At 68.9% G+C, this 15649-nt stretch carries 13 protein-coding genes; 10 read left to right on the forward strand and 3 right to left on the reverse strand.

Features of this window, described 5'->3' with window-relative positions:
* The first annotated feature begins 7 nt into the window (after nucleotides 1-7).
* Nucleotides 8-622, forward strand: coding sequence for a TetR/AcrR family transcriptional regulator (locus A3CU_RS0108950; RefSeq protein WP_027941996.1), 615 nt, complete (start codon nucleotides 8-10; stop codon nucleotides 620-622).
* A 60-nt stretch (nucleotides 623-682) separates the two neighbouring features.
* Here the strand turns inward: A3CU_RS0108950 and A3CU_RS0108955 are convergent, their stop codons facing one another.
* A complete protein-coding gene (locus tag A3CU_RS0108955) occupies nucleotides 683-1285 on the reverse strand; it encodes a TetR/AcrR family transcriptional regulator (RefSeq protein ID WP_027941997.1) in 603 nt (200 codons plus the stop codon).
* Nucleotides 1286-1434: 149 nt separating this feature from the next.
* Between A3CU_RS0108955 and A3CU_RS0108960 the strand changes: the two genes are divergently transcribed.
* Complete coding sequence (locus tag A3CU_RS0108960) at nucleotides 1435-3090, forward strand: amidohydrolase (RefSeq protein WP_052371568.1); 1656 nt, start codon at nucleotides 1435-1437, stop codon at nucleotides 3088-3090.
* A gap of 90 nt (nucleotides 3091-3180) precedes the next feature.
* Here the strand turns inward: A3CU_RS0108960 and A3CU_RS0108965 are convergent, their stop codons facing one another.
* Entirely contained in the window at nucleotides 3181-4143 is a 963-nt protein-coding gene (locus A3CU_RS0108965; protein ID WP_027941999.1) for a GlxA family transcriptional regulator, read from the reverse strand.
* 52 nt (nucleotides 4144-4195) lie between these two features.
* Between A3CU_RS0108965 and A3CU_RS44040 the strand changes: the two genes are divergently transcribed.
* From A3CU_RS44040 to A3CU_RS0109000, 7 genes are all read left to right on the forward strand, one after another.
* A complete protein-coding gene (locus tag A3CU_RS44040; protein ID WP_245616953.1) occupies nucleotides 4196-5485 on the forward strand; it encodes an APC family permease in 1290 nt (429 codons plus the stop codon).
* Nucleotides 5486-5744: 259 nt separating this feature from the next.
* Nucleotides 5745-6977, forward strand: a complete 1233-nt coding sequence (locus A3CU_RS0108975) for a styrene monooxygenase/indole monooxygenase family protein (protein ID WP_027942000.1) — start codon at nucleotides 5745-5747, stop codon at nucleotides 6975-6977.
* 382 nt (nucleotides 6978-7359) lie between these two features.
* Entirely contained in the window at nucleotides 7360-9750 is a 2391-nt protein-coding gene (locus A3CU_RS0108980) for a sensor histidine kinase (protein ID WP_169739606.1), read from the forward strand.
* 2 nt (nucleotides 9751-9752) lie between these two features.
* On the forward strand, nucleotides 9753-10211 hold the full coding sequence (locus A3CU_RS0108985; protein ID WP_027942002.1) for a roadblock/LC7 domain-containing protein: 459 nt from the start codon (nucleotides 9753-9755) through the stop codon (nucleotides 10209-10211).
* Nucleotides 10212-10213: 2 nt separating this feature from the next.
* The gene (locus tag A3CU_RS44045; protein ID WP_052371569.1) at nucleotides 10214-10609 is read left to right on the forward strand and encodes a DUF742 domain-containing protein; all 396 of its coding nucleotides are present in this window, start codon (nucleotides 10214-10216) and stop codon (nucleotides 10607-10609) included.
* Nucleotides 10599-11177 (forward strand): GTP-binding protein, encoded by a 579-nt coding sequence (locus tag A3CU_RS0108995; RefSeq protein ID WP_027942003.1) that lies wholly within the window; start codon nucleotides 10599-10601, stop codon nucleotides 11175-11177. Before A3CU_RS44045 ends, A3CU_RS0108995 begins: the two co-directional genes overlap by 11 nt.
* 187 nt (nucleotides 11178-11364) lie before the next feature.
* Nucleotides 11365-13833, forward strand: coding sequence for an NB-ARC domain-containing protein (locus tag A3CU_RS0109000; RefSeq protein ID WP_027942004.1), 2469 nt, complete (start codon nucleotides 11365-11367; stop codon nucleotides 13831-13833).
* Between the two features lie 128 nt (nucleotides 13834-13961).
* On the opposite strand, the gene A3CU_RS44050 is transcribed toward A3CU_RS0109000, so the two are convergent.
* Nucleotides 13962-14588, reverse strand: a complete 627-nt coding sequence (locus tag A3CU_RS44050; protein WP_043840813.1) for a TetR/AcrR family transcriptional regulator — start codon at nucleotides 14586-14588, stop codon at nucleotides 13962-13964.
* 107 nt (nucleotides 14589-14695) lie between these two features.
* Here A3CU_RS44050 and ccsB point away from each other — a divergent pair, with 107 nt between their 5' ends.
* Nucleotides 14696-15571: a c-type cytochrome biogenesis protein CcsB gene (gene ccsB / locus A3CU_RS0109010; protein WP_027942005.1), complete on the forward strand. Its 876-nt coding sequence runs from the start codon at nucleotides 14696-14698 to the stop codon at nucleotides 15569-15571.
* Nucleotides 15572-15649 lie beyond the last annotated feature (78 nt).

The following is a 15649-nucleotide window of genomic DNA, read 5'->3' on the forward strand; positions in this document are numbered from 1 at the left end:
GTGCCGCATGCCACCCGCGTTCTCCGCCGAAGAGAAGGCCCGGATCACCCGGCAACTCCTCGACAACGGCTACCAGCTGTTCACCCGCCAGGGGCTGCGGAAAACCTCGCTCGAGGAACTGGTCGCCTCCACCGGGATGGCCAAGAGCAGCTTCTACCAGTTCTTCGACTCCAAAGAAGCGCTCTACCTCGAGTTGATGCGGCGGGAAACCGGCACCGTCAAGAAGAAGGTCATCGACAACGCGTTGCGGGCCACCGACGACACCCGCGAGGGGCTCCGCAGCTTCCTGCGGGCCACGCTCGACGAGCTCACCGCCAACCCACTGTGGCGCCGGCTGACCACGCACCCGGAGGAGATGACCGCCGTTGCCCGCAAGGCCGACCTCCAGCAGGTGACCGCCATGGCGGACAACCCGGCCACCGCGCTGGTCCACTACATCACCGAGAAACAACACGACGGTGAGTTGGTCGACGCCACGCCCGAGGTCATCGTCGGTGTCCTGCAGACGGTGCTGCTCGTGCCGCTCTACGCCGAGCGTCTCGGCGACCCCGGCGACTACCCCAAGATCATCGATCTGCTCATCGACATCATCGCCACCGGTCTCACCCGGAACCGGTCCTGAGCACCCGGCTGACCACAATGCTCGCCGCGGAAACGGTCCATTGTGTACGCCACGGCGCCATCACCCGGCCGGGTTTTCGGTGAGCCCGTTCAGGAAAACGTCGATCATCTGCCGTTGCAGTCTTGGTGTCGTCGTCTCGGGGGTGAGCAATGCCAAGGTCTGCACCCCGTTGAGGATGGCCAGGAGCTGCTCGACGATCACCTTGTCGGACACCGGCGTGCGGATGGTTCCGGCCGCGCGGCCGGCCCGGAGAAACTTGCGGATCTGCTTGCGCCACACGTCCATCGCGCCGCGGTAGACGGATTCGAGATCGGCGTCGGCGAGGGCGCGTTGCCAGAACGGGAGCACCACCCGGGCCTCGAGTTTCGTGACCTCCTCTGCCGGCATGACCTCCTGGCAGAAGATGCGCAGTCCGTCGAGTCCGGTCGCGTCGCCGAGTCGCGCGCTGATCCGCGCGTTGGTGTTGTCGAAGATCCGGGTGAACGCGGTCCGGATGATCGCGTTCTTGTTGGGGAAGTAATGCTTGAGCGCGCCGTTGGCCATGCCCATCGAGTCCGAGATCGCGCGCATGGTGGCCGCATCGACGCCATGCTCGGCGATCAACTGCCAGGCGGCGGTCGCGATTTCGGTGCGCCGCTGGTCGTGGTCAACCTGCTTCGGCACGGCACGCCCCGCTGAACCTCGTCATGTCCCCACCGTAGTGGTCGCGGCTCGCGCCCTGGTGACACGACGGGAACCGCAGAAGATCTTGCGCTCCGCGGCAGGATGCCACACCCTGTTTGTCTACGGTTGGAGAAACTAGGAGATCAACGATGACCTCGGCCCCGCCCGTGCGCACCGTCCACCGCAACGCCCGTATCCATACCCTCGACCCGGCCCGTCCCTGGGCGTCGGTGCTGCTGGTCGCCGATGGCGTGATCACCGCCGTCGGTGACGAGGAACTGCTCACCCGGCTCGACGGCGACCCCGAAGTCGTCGATCACGGTGGCGCGTTCCTGATGCCCGGCCTGGCGGACGTGCACAACCACCACCTGGAGGCGGGGCGGGCCGACCTGTTCCAGCTCCAGCTCGATGGCACCGCCGAGCTGCCCGCGGTGCTCGACGCGATCCGGGCGTGGTCGGCCAGGCTGCCCGCGGACGCGTGGGTCGTGGGCGGCGGCTGGGGCTCCAGGCTGATCCCGGAACTCTCGGCGGTGAAAGCGCTGGCGAGTTTGGACGAGGCGGCGGGCGGACGGCCGGTGTTGCTGTACGACGACAGCCACCACAACCGGTGGGCGAGCTCGGCGGCGCTCGCGCTGGCCGGGATCGGTGCCTCCTCGCCCGACCCCGACGGCGGTACCGTGGTCCGCGACCCCGCCACCGGAGAGCCGACGGGCGTGCTCATCGAGGCCGCGCTCATACCGGTCGAGCGTGCGTACGCGGCGACGGCCGCGGTGGGGGTCGAGGACAATGCGCGCGCGAGCCTGCGCGGCATTGAGATCCTGCATTCCTTTGGTATCACCGCATTCCAGGACGCCGCCGCGTCTCTGCCGATGCTCGAAGCGCTCAAGCACCTGGACGGCACCGGGCGACTGGACGCCTGGGTGGTGACCTCGTTGCTCGTCAACGACAGGATCTTCGGCGCTCATCCGCTCGGGCAGGACCTCATCGACGTCCGCGAGCGCTACCGCAGCACGCACCACCGGCCCGATTTCGTCAAGATCTTCCTCGACGGGGTCCCGCCGTCGAAGACCGCGGCGTTCCTCCAGCCGTACCTTCCAGACGACGTGCACGGCGCCGAATGGCGTGGCGAGACCACGATGAGCCTGGAGGAACTGACCGGGTGGCTGCTGCGGGTGGCGGAGCAGGGGCTGTCCGCGAAGATCCACTGCACCGGCGACGGTGCGGTACGCATGACCCTGGACGCGGTCGCCACGGTCCGCGCGGCCGGACATGTCGCGCCGGCCTTCCACATCGCGCACGGCCAGTACATCGACGAGGAGGATGTGCCGCGCCTGGCCGAACTTCGCGTCACCGCGGACCTTTCGCCCGCGTTGTGGTTCCCCAGCGCCATCGTCGACGCGATCTGCGCCTGCGTTCCGCGTGAACGCGCGGAACGGGTGCACCCGAACCGCAGCCTGATCGACGCCGGGGTGCTGGTGGCCGGAGGATCCGACTGGCCGGTGATGCCGTCGCCGAACCCGTGGCTGGGCATCCAGGGACTCGTCACCCGCGCCGATCCGACCGGCACGTTCCCGGGGACGTTGTGGCCGGAGCAGGGCATCACGGTCGCCGAGGCGCTGCACGCCTACAGCCTCGGTGCGGCGCGCGCGATGGGCGCCGCCGACGTCACGGGCTCGCTGGAGGCGGGCAAGTCCGCCGATTTCGTCGTGCTCGACCGTGACCCGTTGGCCGTCCCGGCCGACCAGCTGGCCGGGACCCAGGTGGTGCAGACCTGGTTCGCCGGCCGCAAGGTCTACGAGAACTGAGTGATCGCCGGCGGCCGGCGTGAAGGTGTCCCGAGGCCTGGCGGGGAGCTGTTCCTCTCCGAAACGGCCCTCGGGATGCGGTAGAGCTCGTCAGGCCGCGCGCCAGGTGTTGCGGTAGTCGCTGGGCGCGGTATGGAGATGCTTGGCGAAGGCCGCGCGTAGGCCGGCGGCCGTCCCGAAGCCGCTGCGTCCCGCGACGGCGTCGATCGTCAGGTCGGTCTGTTCGAGGAGTTCTTGGGCGCGACGGAGCCGTTCACGGATGAGCCAGTCGCCGGGCGTGCGGCCGTACGTTTCGAGGAAGCGGCGGGTGAGCTGGCGTTCGCTCAGATGTGCTCGGGCGGCCAGATCCCGGAGGCGGATCGACTGGTCGAGGTGGGCGATCGCCCAGGCGGTCACCTCCGAGAGGGGAGAGGTGTTCGCCGAGGGGAGCGGAGTCAGGATGTATTGCGCCTGATCCGCTCCCCGATGGGGCGGAGTCACCATCCGACGGGCCAGGGCGTTCGCGACGGTGGTGCCGTGGTCCTGCCGGACCAGTTCGAGGCACAGGTCGATCCCGGCAGCGGTGCCCGCTGAGGTGTGGATTCGGCCGTCCTGCGCGAAGATGACCAGCTCGTCGACATCGACGCGCGGGAAGCGGCGCCGGAGTTCGTCGGCGTGCATCCAGTGGGTTGTGGCGCGGCGTCCGTCGAGCAGACCCGCTTGGGCGAGGACGAACGCGCCGGAGCAGATGGCGGCGATCCGTGCTCCTCGGGCGTGTGCCTCGGTGACGGCCGCGACGAGGTCGGCGGGCTGCCGCTCATGGACGTTCCTGCAGGCCGGCACGATGACGGTATCGGCTGCCGCCAGGTCGTCGAGGCCGAACGGGGTGGTCGCGGTGAACCCCCCGGCGATCGTGGCGCCGGCTTCGGTCGCGCAGAGCTGGAATTCGTACCACGGGTCGGCGAGCTCGGGCCGCGGGATGCCGAACACTTCGCAGGGCACGGCGAGCTCGAAGATGGGCGCGCCAGGCAGCACGGCGACCGCCACTCTGTGCGTGTCTGATTTCTTGCGCATGCGGTCAATCATGACACTGGCGGGGTCGGGCGGAAACGCCTGGGATTGTGCGGTGAGCACCAGAACCAGGACTTCAACGACCACGACAGCGCAGACCATCGGGCTGGCACAGGCAGTGGCCCTGTACGTCTGCGCGATCCTCGGCGCCGGAGTGCTCGTCTTCCCCGGCCAAGCCGCCTCGCTGGCGGGTCCCGCGTCACTCGTCGCATGGGGATCCAGTGCGCTGATGGGCCTTCCGCTGGCGTTCACCTTCGCCGCGTTGGCGTCCCGGTTCCCGGACTCGGGCGGCGTCGCCACGTTTGCCGCGAAGGCATTCGGGCCTTCCGCCGGCGGCATCGCCGGCTGGTGGTACTTCATCGCCGGGTCTGTCGGGCAGACCATCGTCCCGCTCACTGCCGGCTACTACGTCGCCGCGGTGCTCGGCCTGGAGCAGCGCTGGGCACCCGCGATCGCCGCCATCGTGCTCGCGGTGGCGGTCGTCGCGAACCTGGCCGGCTTGAAGCTCGGAGCGCGCGTGCAGATCGCACTCGCGATCGGAGTCGCGGCGATCCTGCTCGTGGTCATCCTCGTCGCGCTTCCGCAGATCCGTTTCGAGAACTTCACTTCGTTCGCTCCGCACGGCGTCCCGGGGATCGGCCAGGCGATCGTCGTCCTGTTCTTCGCGTTCGCGGGCTGGGAGGCGATCGCGCACCTGTCCGCGGAGTTCCGAGATGTGAGACGCACCCTGCCGCGGGCGACGCTGCTGACGATCCTGATCGTGACCGTCCTCTACCTGGGAGTCGCCTTCGCCGTCGTCGGCACGGGCTCCTACGGCACCCGCGCCCTCGATCGGATCTCCCTCGGAGCGATCATCGAACACGGCCTCGGCCTCTCCGCGTCCGGCGTCGTCGCCATCGCTGCGGTCGTGATCTGCCTGGGCACGACCAATGCCTTCGTCGCGTCGGTCTCCCGGCTCGGCTATGCACTCGCCCGTGACGGATGGGCACCCTCGCTCCTGTCCGGCCGGAACCGGCACGGAGCACCGCACTTTTCGATCTTCGCTGTCGGCGTGATCGGTGCCGCGGGCCTGATCGGGGCGGCCCTGTTCGGCTGGGGCACGGACGACATCGTCTTCGTGCCCTCCGTTCTCGTGCTGGCCACCTATCTGCTCGGCACCGCCGCGGCGGCCCGCCTGTTCGATCGCGGGCTTCGCGTCCTCGCGCTGGTGGCCGTCGCCCTGCTGTTGGTGACGGTGCCGTTCGCCGGATGGCACCTTCTGGTGCCGCCCGTGATCGCCATGATCGCTCTTTCCGCTCATTGGCTTGCTCGAGCATCCCGCAGGCGCCGCGGTGAATCTGCTTGAGGTTCTCGCATTCGACCGGAGTGTCACCCATATGGCGTAGTTGTATGACGGGGTGCCCTGGTCTTCACTCGTTCGGACTAGTGACGGAGGGGGTGTTACGGAAAAGGCCCGTCGCTTGAGCCGTCATGCCCGCTCTGATCGAGGGAGGACCAGCCATTCCCCGGCCAGGCCTGGCCTGACACAGTGAACGCGTCACCGGCGGGGGAGCTGAGTGCCGGGATTCATTGACTGAAAGCACTTTGGAGTTATTAATATGGGAATGCGGCTGCTGGTTGTCGGCGGCGGAGAAAGCGCGTTGCAGATGGCGGCTCATGTGCGGGCCGGCGGCGGGCAGGCCACCGTACTCACCACGACGCCCCCGGACAAGCTTGCCTCCGGCCCGGTTCGCTCCACCCAGGTGAAGGTGTGGCGCACCCGCGAACACGAGCGGGGTCTCGGTCTGGACCTGTGGCCGGAAGCGCCGCAGATCCAGGGCCTCTGGTTCCAGATGGTCAATCAGGGCCAGGTCGTGTTGGAGTTTCGCGGCCAGTTGAGCAACCCCGCCGTGTCGGTCAACCAACCACACCGGTTCGCCGCCTGGAGCGGCCTCCTCCAGGACCGAGGGGCGCAGATCCACGCCGAAACCGGGCAGCCGATCACCTCGGCGTACCTCGAGCACGTGGCGCAGGACTACGACCTCGTGGTCGTCACCACGGCGCCGAGCGGCAGTGATCTCGCGAACCTGTTCCCCTTGGATCCGAGCCAGCCCCCTCAGGCACCGGCCCGTCACCTCGCCGCTGTCTATTTCGACGGTGTCGACCCGACCCCGACCAACGACGCCCAGTTCACCGTGCTGCCGGAGGGCGAGATCCTGCTGATCCCGGCCTATTTCGGCGACCGTGCGACCGGGGATGGACGGCCCTGCCACATCGTCTTGATGGAGGCACGTCCCGGGACGGCGCTGGACGCGTTCGGTGAGGTGCGGGACCCCGACGCGCGCGCGGACCTCATGCTGCGTCTCCTCCGTGATTTCGCGCCCAACGTGGCCGCCCGGTGCACCCGGGCCAAGCTGGTCGACCAGCGCGGCACCCTGGCCGGTGCGGTCCGGCCGACCGTGCGCCAGCCGGTGGGCTACCTGCCGCAGTCCGGGCGGCCGGTGGCCTCCCTCGGTGACCTCGCGGTCAGCATGGACCCGTTGGCGGCGCAGGGCGCCAACAGCGCCTCCGACGGCGCCGCCATCTACGCTCGCCGCGCGCTGGCTCATTCCGGACCGTACGACGAGCAGTTCCTGGCCGCCTGCTCCGCGGAATGGCGGCAGACGCGCGCGTACCCGTCGCGCCAGCTGACATCCATGCTGCTGGAGCCGCCGCCGATGGTGGGTCAAATGCTGGCGAGTGCGGCCCAGCAGCCCGAAATCGCCAACAGCATCGCGGGCCTGTTCGAAGCACCCTGGATGGTCGAGCAACTGGCCAACCAGGCGGTCGCGCCGAACGCGGCGCCGGCAGTCGGGTAGCAACGACCCGCGCTGGCACGCGCCCCACCGCCTGGGCGGAGCCCAGGCGGTGGGATCGCCGCGCACACACCAGGGCCGACAACCCCACGAGCACGAACGAGCCACCGCTCCCGGCGGCCGGTGGCGTTGCGCATCGTGTTCGGTTGTCGCCCGATATGGGCACATCTCGCCCGGATGTGGATCTCACGGTCATTTGGCGCCGGTGTACTGTGCACGCCACGAAACCAGTGCCCCGCCGTAACTGGCTGCGTCTCACCCGAATGACGACCGGCGCCAGGAATCGAGAAACATGAGGAGTAAGCAGGTGCGCGACCGGCACTCGGACGTGACTGAGCCTCAGCGGCGCTTCCGCTCGATCGGGACTCGGTTGCAGGTAGCGACCGTGAGCATCGTTGCGCTGTTGATCGCAATGGTGGTGCTGGGGATCGCGGCGGTCGGTCTGCCCAGCCTGAAGCTGATGATCATCGGGCAGGGCGTCCAACAGGCCTCGGTGCCGGCGGTCCCGGCGCTGGCCGCACTGCAGGCCGAGCGGCAGCAGGCGCTGGCCTACCTGGCGGCCCCGAACGCCGACCTCGCCGCCCTGCAGCAGCAGGAAGCCCGGACCTCGCAGGGCTTGCAGGAAATGCAGGCGGCGGCCGACAGCGCGCTGTCCGGAGCCCCGGCGGAGATCGTCGACCGGCTCAATGCGTTCGTCGGTCTGCTGGGCGAACTCCCGCAGCAACGGAGCATGATCGAGGCGCGGTCCGCGACCTCGGCACAGGTGTTCAACTACTACAACACCGTCCTGGACGCCGCGACCCGCTTGTTCGACGCCCAGGCCCGGGTCGTGCCCGACGCGCCCATCACGCAGCACGCGATCGCCGCCGTGGCGCTGTTCCGGGTGGCCGACGAGATGTCCCGCGCCGGCTCACTGGCCGCCGGCGCACTCGCGGACCAGTCCTTCTCCGGCCAGGACTACCAGCAGTTCCAGCACCTGGTGGGGGCCTACCACACCGAACTGGACACGACTTCCCAGTACGTCCGGCCCGAGGTCCAGACCCAGTACTCCAGCGTTGTCCGCGGATCGGCGTTTCGACAGCTGAGCACCCTCGAGGACGCGTTGATCGCGCGTGGCCCCGATCCACACAAACCCGCGGTGTCGTTCCCGGTCACGGCGGACGAATGGTCGAGCGTCACGTCCGCGGTGTCCCAGCAGCTGGTCGACCTCACGATCAAACAGGCCAACGCCATCGCCACGGAGGCCGCCGACACCGGCGCGAGCCAGTTCTGGCTGACGGCATCGATCCTGGGCGCCCTCACCGTAGCGGCGGTGGCCGCGGCCATCGTCGGCATACGGCTTGCCCGCAGCGTTTCCCGGCGCCTGGGAAGCCTGGCCCAGGGCGTGCACAGGGTGGCCACCGACGAGGTGCCGGAGTTGGTCGACCGGATCCACGCCGACCACGACATCGACATCCCGGCCCAGGTGGAGCTTCTCGACGACCGGCACGACGAGATCGGCGGGGTCGCCGTCGGCTTCCGTGACGCCGTGGTCGCCGACCTCGAGGCGCGGAAACGAGAGATCCTCCTGCGTGAGGGCACGACGCGCGTGCTCAAGGAGCTCGCCCACCGGATCCAGATTCCGGTGTTGCGGATGCTGGACACGCTCTACGACGCGCAGCAGAAGGAACAGAACCCGCGCGCCCTCCGGCTCCTCTACACCATCGACCACGAGGTGATCCGCGCCCGGCGCACGGCCGACCACATGATCGTGCTCGCCGGTGACCAGCCGCGTCAGCAGCGGCGCAACCCGGTGCCGCTGTACAACATCCTGCAAGGCGCGGCCACCGAGACCTCGCCCCCGGAGGCCTCGGACGCGGAGCGTCAGCTCGAGCGGTTCAAGCTGCAGAACATTCCGACGGTCTCCGTCAAACCGCTTCTCGCGCACCAGATCGCTCATTTGCTGTCCGAGCTGATGGACAATGCCGTGCGGTATTCCCCGCCCCAGAGCGTGATCCGGGTGAGTGGCATGCCGACCGCGCACGGCGTCGCGATCGAGATCGCGGATGCGGGTCCGGGCCTGTCGGAGGACAGGCTGGCGTCAGCCAACGCGCTGATGCGGAACCCACCGGAGTTCGACGTGATGGTTCGCGAGGAGGCGATCAGCCAGCTGGGGTTCTTCGTGGTGGCGCACCTTGCCCGCGCTCTGGGGATGAAGGTGGCGTTTTCGACTTCGGCCTTCCAGGGCCTGTCGGCGATCGTCATCCTGCCCGAGGACCTGCTGGCACCCGTTTCCGAGGAGCCCCAGGACGTGCCCGCCCCGGAAGCGGAATCCCCGGCCGCACCTGCCACTGCCGACTCATCATGGTTCCGCGCCGAGAACGCCGCCGAGGACGACGCGGACCTCACCGGGAACCACGCGAACGTGACGCAGCTGATATCCGCGGTGGCGGCCCCGGCACGGCCGGCACTGGTGAGCACCTCCGGGGGCAAACATTCGGCCAGCCCACCGTCGGCCCGCGTAGCGGCGCCGACACCCGAGGCGCCGGCCGCGCCGAACGGCTTGCCCCCGCAGCTGCCCAAGCGCCGACGCGGCGCTACCCTCAACCAGCCCGACACGACCGCTGTTCGTGTCAACGTCGATACTCCGGCAGATGACCACGCGGTCGAGACCACCAGGACGCAGTTGAGCGCTTTGCAGCGTGGCACGGAACGAGGTCGCCGGGCCGCCGAAGCAGAGCAGTCGGGATCAGATCAGTGGCCAGCCTGGCCCCGTGAGGATGGGGAAAGCCGATAGCGATGACCGACCGTGTCCAATACCTGCTCGAGAACCTTCTCGCCGCGGATGGTGTGCCTGGCCTGCAAATGGTGATCGCCGTGACGTCGGACGGCATGCTGAGGGGCTGTGCGTATCGGAACTCCGATGCCGCAGATCCCGCCGAGGCCGAACGACTGCGTGCCGAGGCCGAACGATTGGCGGCCGGCACGGCCACGCTCATGGCGCTTGCCGGAGCCCTGCTCAACGAGCAGGGCGACATGCTGCGGCAACTTCCGATCGAGGGGCGTCATTGCTGGTATATCGTCATTTCCGCGGGTCAACACGCCTTCCTGGCCGCACGGGCCCACCACAACGCCAACCTGGACAGTGTCTTCTATGGTCTGAACCGAATCGTCGGCTCGGTGGGACAGGAACTGGCCGCGGTGGCGCGCGGGGGTGCCGAGCCGGGCCGGGTCCCGTCTGGTGCCAGTGAGTACTGACCATGGCCAGGCACGGTGACGAGGAGGAAGACGAGCCGTTCGTGCGGCCCTTCGGGCTCACCGGCGGCCGCACTACGCCCAGCCGCACGGATCTGGATTTGACCACCCAGGTGGTGGCCGGCGGTGCCGGCCACCCCGCCGCAGGATGGCAACGTCACCAGCTGGTGATGTCACCGGAAATGCACAAGATCGTGTACCTGGCCGCACGACCCATCGCCATCGCTGAGCTGGCTGCGCGGACGGCGCTACCGCTGACCACCGTGCAGATTCTCGTCGGCGACCTGGTCGACGACGGAATGCTCACGATCCAACCCGGCGTCCAGGCCGGCGAGATACACGGCCAGGCACGGCTTGCATTCCTGCAACGCGTCAGGAACGGACTTATCAATGCACTATGAAGGTTGGTTCCCGCCTTCCGCGAAGATCGTGGTGGCGGGAGGGTTCGGTGTCGGCAAGACGACCCTGGTCAACACGATCAGCGAAATCGAGCCACTCACCACGGAAGCGCCACTGACGGAGAACAGCGCCGGTGTCGACGATCTCACCGGCGTCACCGGTAAGACCACCACCACGGTCGCGCTCGACTATGGCCGTCTGACCCTCGACGAAGGTCTTACCCTCTACCTGTTCGGCACACCCGGCCAGCACCGGTTCTGGAGCATGTGGGACTACATCGTCATCGGTGCGGTCGGTGCCATCGTGCTCCTCGACACGCGCCGGCCCACCGACTGCTTCGCGGCGATCGATTATTTCGAGAGCCGGTCCGTCCCGTTCCTGGTCGCCGTCAACGACTTCAACGGCGAAGCGATTCATGACATCCCAGCGATCCGCGACGCTCTCGACGTCGATCCGGAGACCCCGATCATCCGGTGCGACGCGCGCAGCCGGGACGCGTGCAAAGATGCGCTGGTGAGGCTGGTCGACCATGTCATCGACAAGGAGACTGTGCACGCCGGCCAGTGGTGAACCGGGCGCCTGCCCCGATCCCGCAGGTACTCCACCCCGTAGCCGGGTGGCAGCCGCGCCGGTCTCCCATGGCCGGCTGACGATGGTGTGGCCCACCGTGGCTGGCCGCGGCGGCGTTGTCGGCAACCATTACAGTGGCACCCCGGATGCCTAGTCGTGGTAACTGACTGAACGCGAGGAGTGCGGTATGGCCAGGGACCTCTCGGGGGCTCTGCCAGCCGAACCCGACCTGTTGATCGGCCGGGACGACCTCGCGCACCGCATCATCGGTCACCTGCGCGGCGGTGCGCGGGTGGTGACCCTGACCGGGTCCGCCGGTGTCGGCAAGACCACGCTGGCGCTGCACACGGCCTGGCAGATGCGGCGCGACCTCCCGAAGCTGGTCGTGCGGTGGGTGCGGATGACGTCCTTGCCGTCCGACGCCGAGGCCGAGCAGGTGGATCGGGTGGTCCGGGATGCGTTGAACGCCACCGACTACGGGGACCGCCCGCCGTGGGACGCGATCACCGAGTACCTCCGTGTTCCCGGTCGCCACACCCTGCTGGTGCTGGACAACTGCGAACACATCGTGGTTCAGGCCGGCGAGTTCATCGCCGCCCTGCAGGCGACGGTTCCCGGCCAGGTCACCGTCCTGGCGACCTCCCGGGAACCGTTGGGCTGTGTCGGCGAGCACGTCGAATACGTCCGGCCGCTGCCCTATCCCCGGGAAGAGGACTCGCTGGACGAGCCCTGGCCGGCGCTGGAGATGTTCGCGGCCCGTGCCGACGCGTTCGGTCATCCGTTGTCGGCTGCCGAGCGGGTGATCGCCGCCGAACTGGTGCGCAGTGTGGATGGGCTGCCGTTGGCCATCGCCATCGATGCGGCCCGGTTGCGGTACGAGTCCCTCGCCGAGATCCGGAACAGCCGGCTGATCGACTCCCGCCGGCCGGTCCGCGACCGTTATCCGGGACTGGACGATGTGGGCGGGAGAGTGAACAGCGTCCTGGTCCCGGCCGGGCTCCGGCAGTCGTACACCGGCTCCTACGACCGGCTCGACGCGGCCGAGAAACGGGTCATGGACTCGCTCGGCGTGTTCTCCGGTGGCTTCGATCTGCCCACTGCCGGACAGATATGCAGCGACGGGGAGTTGAGCCCCGACGACGTCGTCCGGGCCGTCAAGAGGCTGGTCGACCGGTCACTGGTGCTGGCGGACACCAGCGGCGGGGTGCATCGCTACCGCCTGCTGCAGTCGGTACGGATGTTCGCGCTGGAAAAGATCAACGACAGTGGCGATCCGGGCGCGCTGCGCCGCCGGCACCTCCGCTATTTCCGGAAGCTGGCGGCACAGTACGCGACGACATGGTTCAGCGCCAAGGAAGTCTCCATCCTGGAAGACGCGCGCTGGCAGCTGGGAAACTTCGAAGCCGCCATGGCGTACGGCCTGACCGAGCCCGAGTTGGCCACCGACGCGCTCGCGATCGCGGTTCACCTCGCCCAGTTACGCGCGTGGCACTACTGGGGCAAGCTCGACGAGGGCAGGAAATGGCTGCTGAAGGGAGTGGAGGCCACCGCGCAGCTCGGCGTGGCACATCCGATGCGGATCGTGGCCCAATCGCTGGCCGCCTGGATCGCCCTTTGCCAGGGACGAGCCGACGAAGCACGCCGCCTGCGGGACGCGTGCATCGACGCACAGCGACAGCTGAGTGAACAGGGGGCCGACGGCGCCGGCGATGACCCGTTCGCCGCGGCCGTGAACCCGGCGGTGCGGTACTTCGACGGGGCGTTCCGGATGCTCGTCCCGGGCGTGGACGACACCTACGACCTCGGGGCCATCGACGTCCTCGAGCAGGCAGCGGCGGAGTTCGCGGCCCTCGGTGATCGCGGCGGCTGGGCGATGAGCATGTTGTTCGCGGGTCTGGGGGCCGCGTTCCACTTCGCCGACGATCCCGCCAGGGCGGTGGCGTTGACCAGCGAGTACCTCGCGGCCTGCGAGGCGGCCGGTGCCCAGTGGGCCATCGTCTGGGCGCGCATCGCGCACGCGATGGCGTTGGCCTGGCACGCCGACCCGAAACAGGCCGAGGCACTGGTCCACGACACCGTCCTGATGGCGCGTGACCTGGACGACGCGTGGGGCACCACCTGGCTGGCGCACGTGCTGGTGTGGGTCCTCGCGATCCTGCTGGAACAACGCCGCGGCGACCACCCCGGTGGCACGGGCCAGGGTGCCCAGCCACTGAAACGAGAGGCATTCGAACTGGCGCGGGCATGGGGGGCCGCGGAAGCACAGCGGACTCGAGTGAACGTCCGGCTGGAGGGGCTCGGGCCATTTCTGCGGGCCCAGCAACGCGCCGAGGTGATCATCCGTGCCGCCCTGGGCTCGGACGTCGAGCGCGTGGTCGCCGACGGTCGCGAACTGGACCACCGGCAGGCCATGCTGCTCCGGATTCCGCAGGAGCCGGCGGGTTTCGCGGTCCGCTGGCAGGGCCTGCCACCGGACCTGAAACGGATCGCCAGACTGGCCGCACTGGACTGGACCAACAAGGAGATCGGCACCGAGGTGCACCTCTCACACCGCACGATCGAACACAAGCTGCCGATCGCCTTGCACAAGCTCGGTCTCCGGCACCGGAAAGAGCTGGTCAATCTGCGGCTGGTGATCGAGGCTCTGGCTGATTAGCGCCCTGCGGACCGCCTCGACCGGGCCCCGCCCGCGCGGGTGCACCATTCGCGACGACCTGCCCGCCCGGACGATGAGCGCCGCGACCACCCTGTCCTGCAACTGGCCCACGCAGGAGCCGTTTCCGGTCACCTCCCGCTCGGCCTGGGCGGCTTACCCAGTCCCTTCCGCGCCTTCGCGGCCGTCTCCTCGCCCACGTACTCGGGCGAGATGATCGCGAGTTGCGCGGCGGCGATCCGGGCGAGCCCCGCCGGGCCGGCGGCGTCGACGCCGAGCGCACGGGTCAGGTGGTCTTGCAGCACATAGATTCCCAGCCGCATCGCGACGAAGACGGCGGCCTCGCCGCGGGGGTCGGCATGGTCGCCGGCACGAGCCCGCTGATGGTGCTCGGTGATCGCGACCAGTTCGTCGAACAGAGCGGCCGTCGCGTCCGAACCGTCCGCCAGTGCCCGGCCGAGGTAGCGGAAGACCGGGGCGCCCGCGCGGCGGGAACTTTCCATGAACTCCGGGTCGCCGAGCCGGTCCTCGTCGACCGCACCGGCCAGCGTGGCGCGGATGAACTCCACCACGTACGCGTCACACGCCTGGCGCAGGCCGGCCTTGTTCCCGAAGTGGTACTGCACGAGCGCGAGGGAAACGCCGGCCCGCTCGGCGACTTTGCGCATACTCGTGCCGGCGGCGTCGTGTTCGGCGAACAGCGCCAGCGCGGCGTCGCGGATGCGCGCGCGGGCGGTGAGGTCCTCGGCTGGTCGCATGTTCAGTATGCTATACATTTGACCTGCCCGTGCCGGAGCGGGGTAGGCACGGGCAGGTCGCCGCGTGCCCCGTGCCTCCCGGTACCGGACGCAGGAACTACGGGGGTTTGATTTTGGGGTTCACGGTCGCCACCATCAGTGACTGGTCCTTTCTCACCGCCACGGGCATCTACCTGCTCGCGATGGTGTTCGCCACGGTGTCCTCGTCGGCGAATACCCGCATCCCGGTGGCCGTCGGCGCCCTGGAGCCGCCCCTCCGCGACGATCGCGCCGGCCGGATGGGGCTGGCACTGACGTGGCTCGGCTTCGGGCTGCACGCTGCCGCCGTGGTGGCGCGTGGGATCGCCGCGCACCGGTGGCCGCTGGGCAACCTCTACGAGTACGTCATGGTGATCACGCTCGTGGCCACGGGCGGGTGGCTCATTGTGGCGAGCCGGTTCCCGGTGCGGCACATGGCTGTCTGGGTGCTGCTGCCGGTCGCCGGGCTGATGGTGCTCGACGGCAAGGTGTTCTACGCCCAGGCGGCTCCGGTCTCGCCCGCGCTCCAGTCGTACTGGCTGATCATCCACGTCACCACCGCCGCGGCGGCCACCGGCGCACTGGTGGTGCCCGGGATCGCGAGCGTGCTCTACCTCGTGCGCGCGGCGCGGCCGCACCTGAAACTGCCGCCGTCCGAAACGCTCGACCGGGTCGCCTACCGCGCGACGATCATCGGGTTCCCCCTGTTCACCTTCGCGGTCATCTGTGGTGCGGTGTGGGCGGAATCGGCGTGGGGCCGGTTCTGGGGCTGGGACCCCAAAGAGGTCACCTCCTTCGTCGCGTGGGTGATGTACGCGGCCTACCTGCACGCCCGTGCCACCGCCGGCTGGCGAGGCGTTCGTGCCGCGGTGCTGAACGTGCTCGGCCTGGCCGTGCTGGTGTTCAACCTGACGTTCGTCAACCTGGTGACCTCGGGCATGCACTCCTACACCGGCCTGAACTGACCGGGCCGAGGGGCGGCAATATCCGTCGACGTGCGGGGCCTGGTGACGGGCGGCATAAGGTCGATACCGCGGGGTGCC

The sequence above is a fragment of the Amycolatopsis taiwanensis DSM 45107 genome (genome assembly GCF_000519205.1).
In the GTDB taxonomy this organism is placed as follows: Bacteria; Actinomycetota; Actinomycetes; order Mycobacteriales; family Pseudonocardiaceae; genus Amycolatopsis_E; species Amycolatopsis_E taiwanensis.

Bases quoted from the DNA above. Each gene is read 5' to 3' on its own strand.
- A3CU_RS0108960 (WP_052371568.1), top strand. From the start codon at position 1,435: ATGACCTCGGCCCCGCCCGTGCGCACCGTCCACCGCAACGCCCGTATC.
- A3CU_RS0109000 (WP_027942004.1), top strand. From the start codon at position 11,365: ATGGCCAGGGACCTCTCGGGGGCTCTGCCAGCCGAACCCGACCTGTTG.
- A3CU_RS0108965 (WP_027941999.1), bottom strand. From the start codon at position 4,143: ATGCGCAAGAAATCAGACACGCACAGAGTGGCGGTCGCCGTGCTGCCT.
- A3CU_RS0108950 (WP_027941996.1), top strand. From the start codon at position 8: ATGCCACCCGCGTTCTCCGCCGAAGAGAAGGCCCGGATCACCCGGCAA.
- A3CU_RS44050 (WP_043840813.1), bottom strand. From the start codon at position 14,588: ATGCGACCAGCCGAGGACCTCACCGCCCGCGCGCGCATCCGCGACGCC.
- A3CU_RS0108975 (WP_027942000.1), top strand. From the start codon at position 5,745: ATGCGGCTGCTGGTTGTCGGCGGCGGAGAAAGCGCGTTGCAGATGGCG.
- A3CU_RS0108985 (WP_027942002.1), top strand. From the start codon at position 9,753: ATGACCGACCGTGTCCAATACCTGCTCGAGAACCTTCTCGCCGCGGAT.
- A3CU_RS44045 (WP_052371569.1), top strand. From the start codon at position 10,214: ATGGCCAGGCACGGTGACGAGGAGGAAGACGAGCCGTTCGTGCGGCCC.
- A3CU_RS0108995 (WP_027942003.1), top strand. From the start codon at position 10,599: ATGCACTATGAAGGTTGGTTCCCGCCTTCCGCGAAGATCGTGGTGGCG.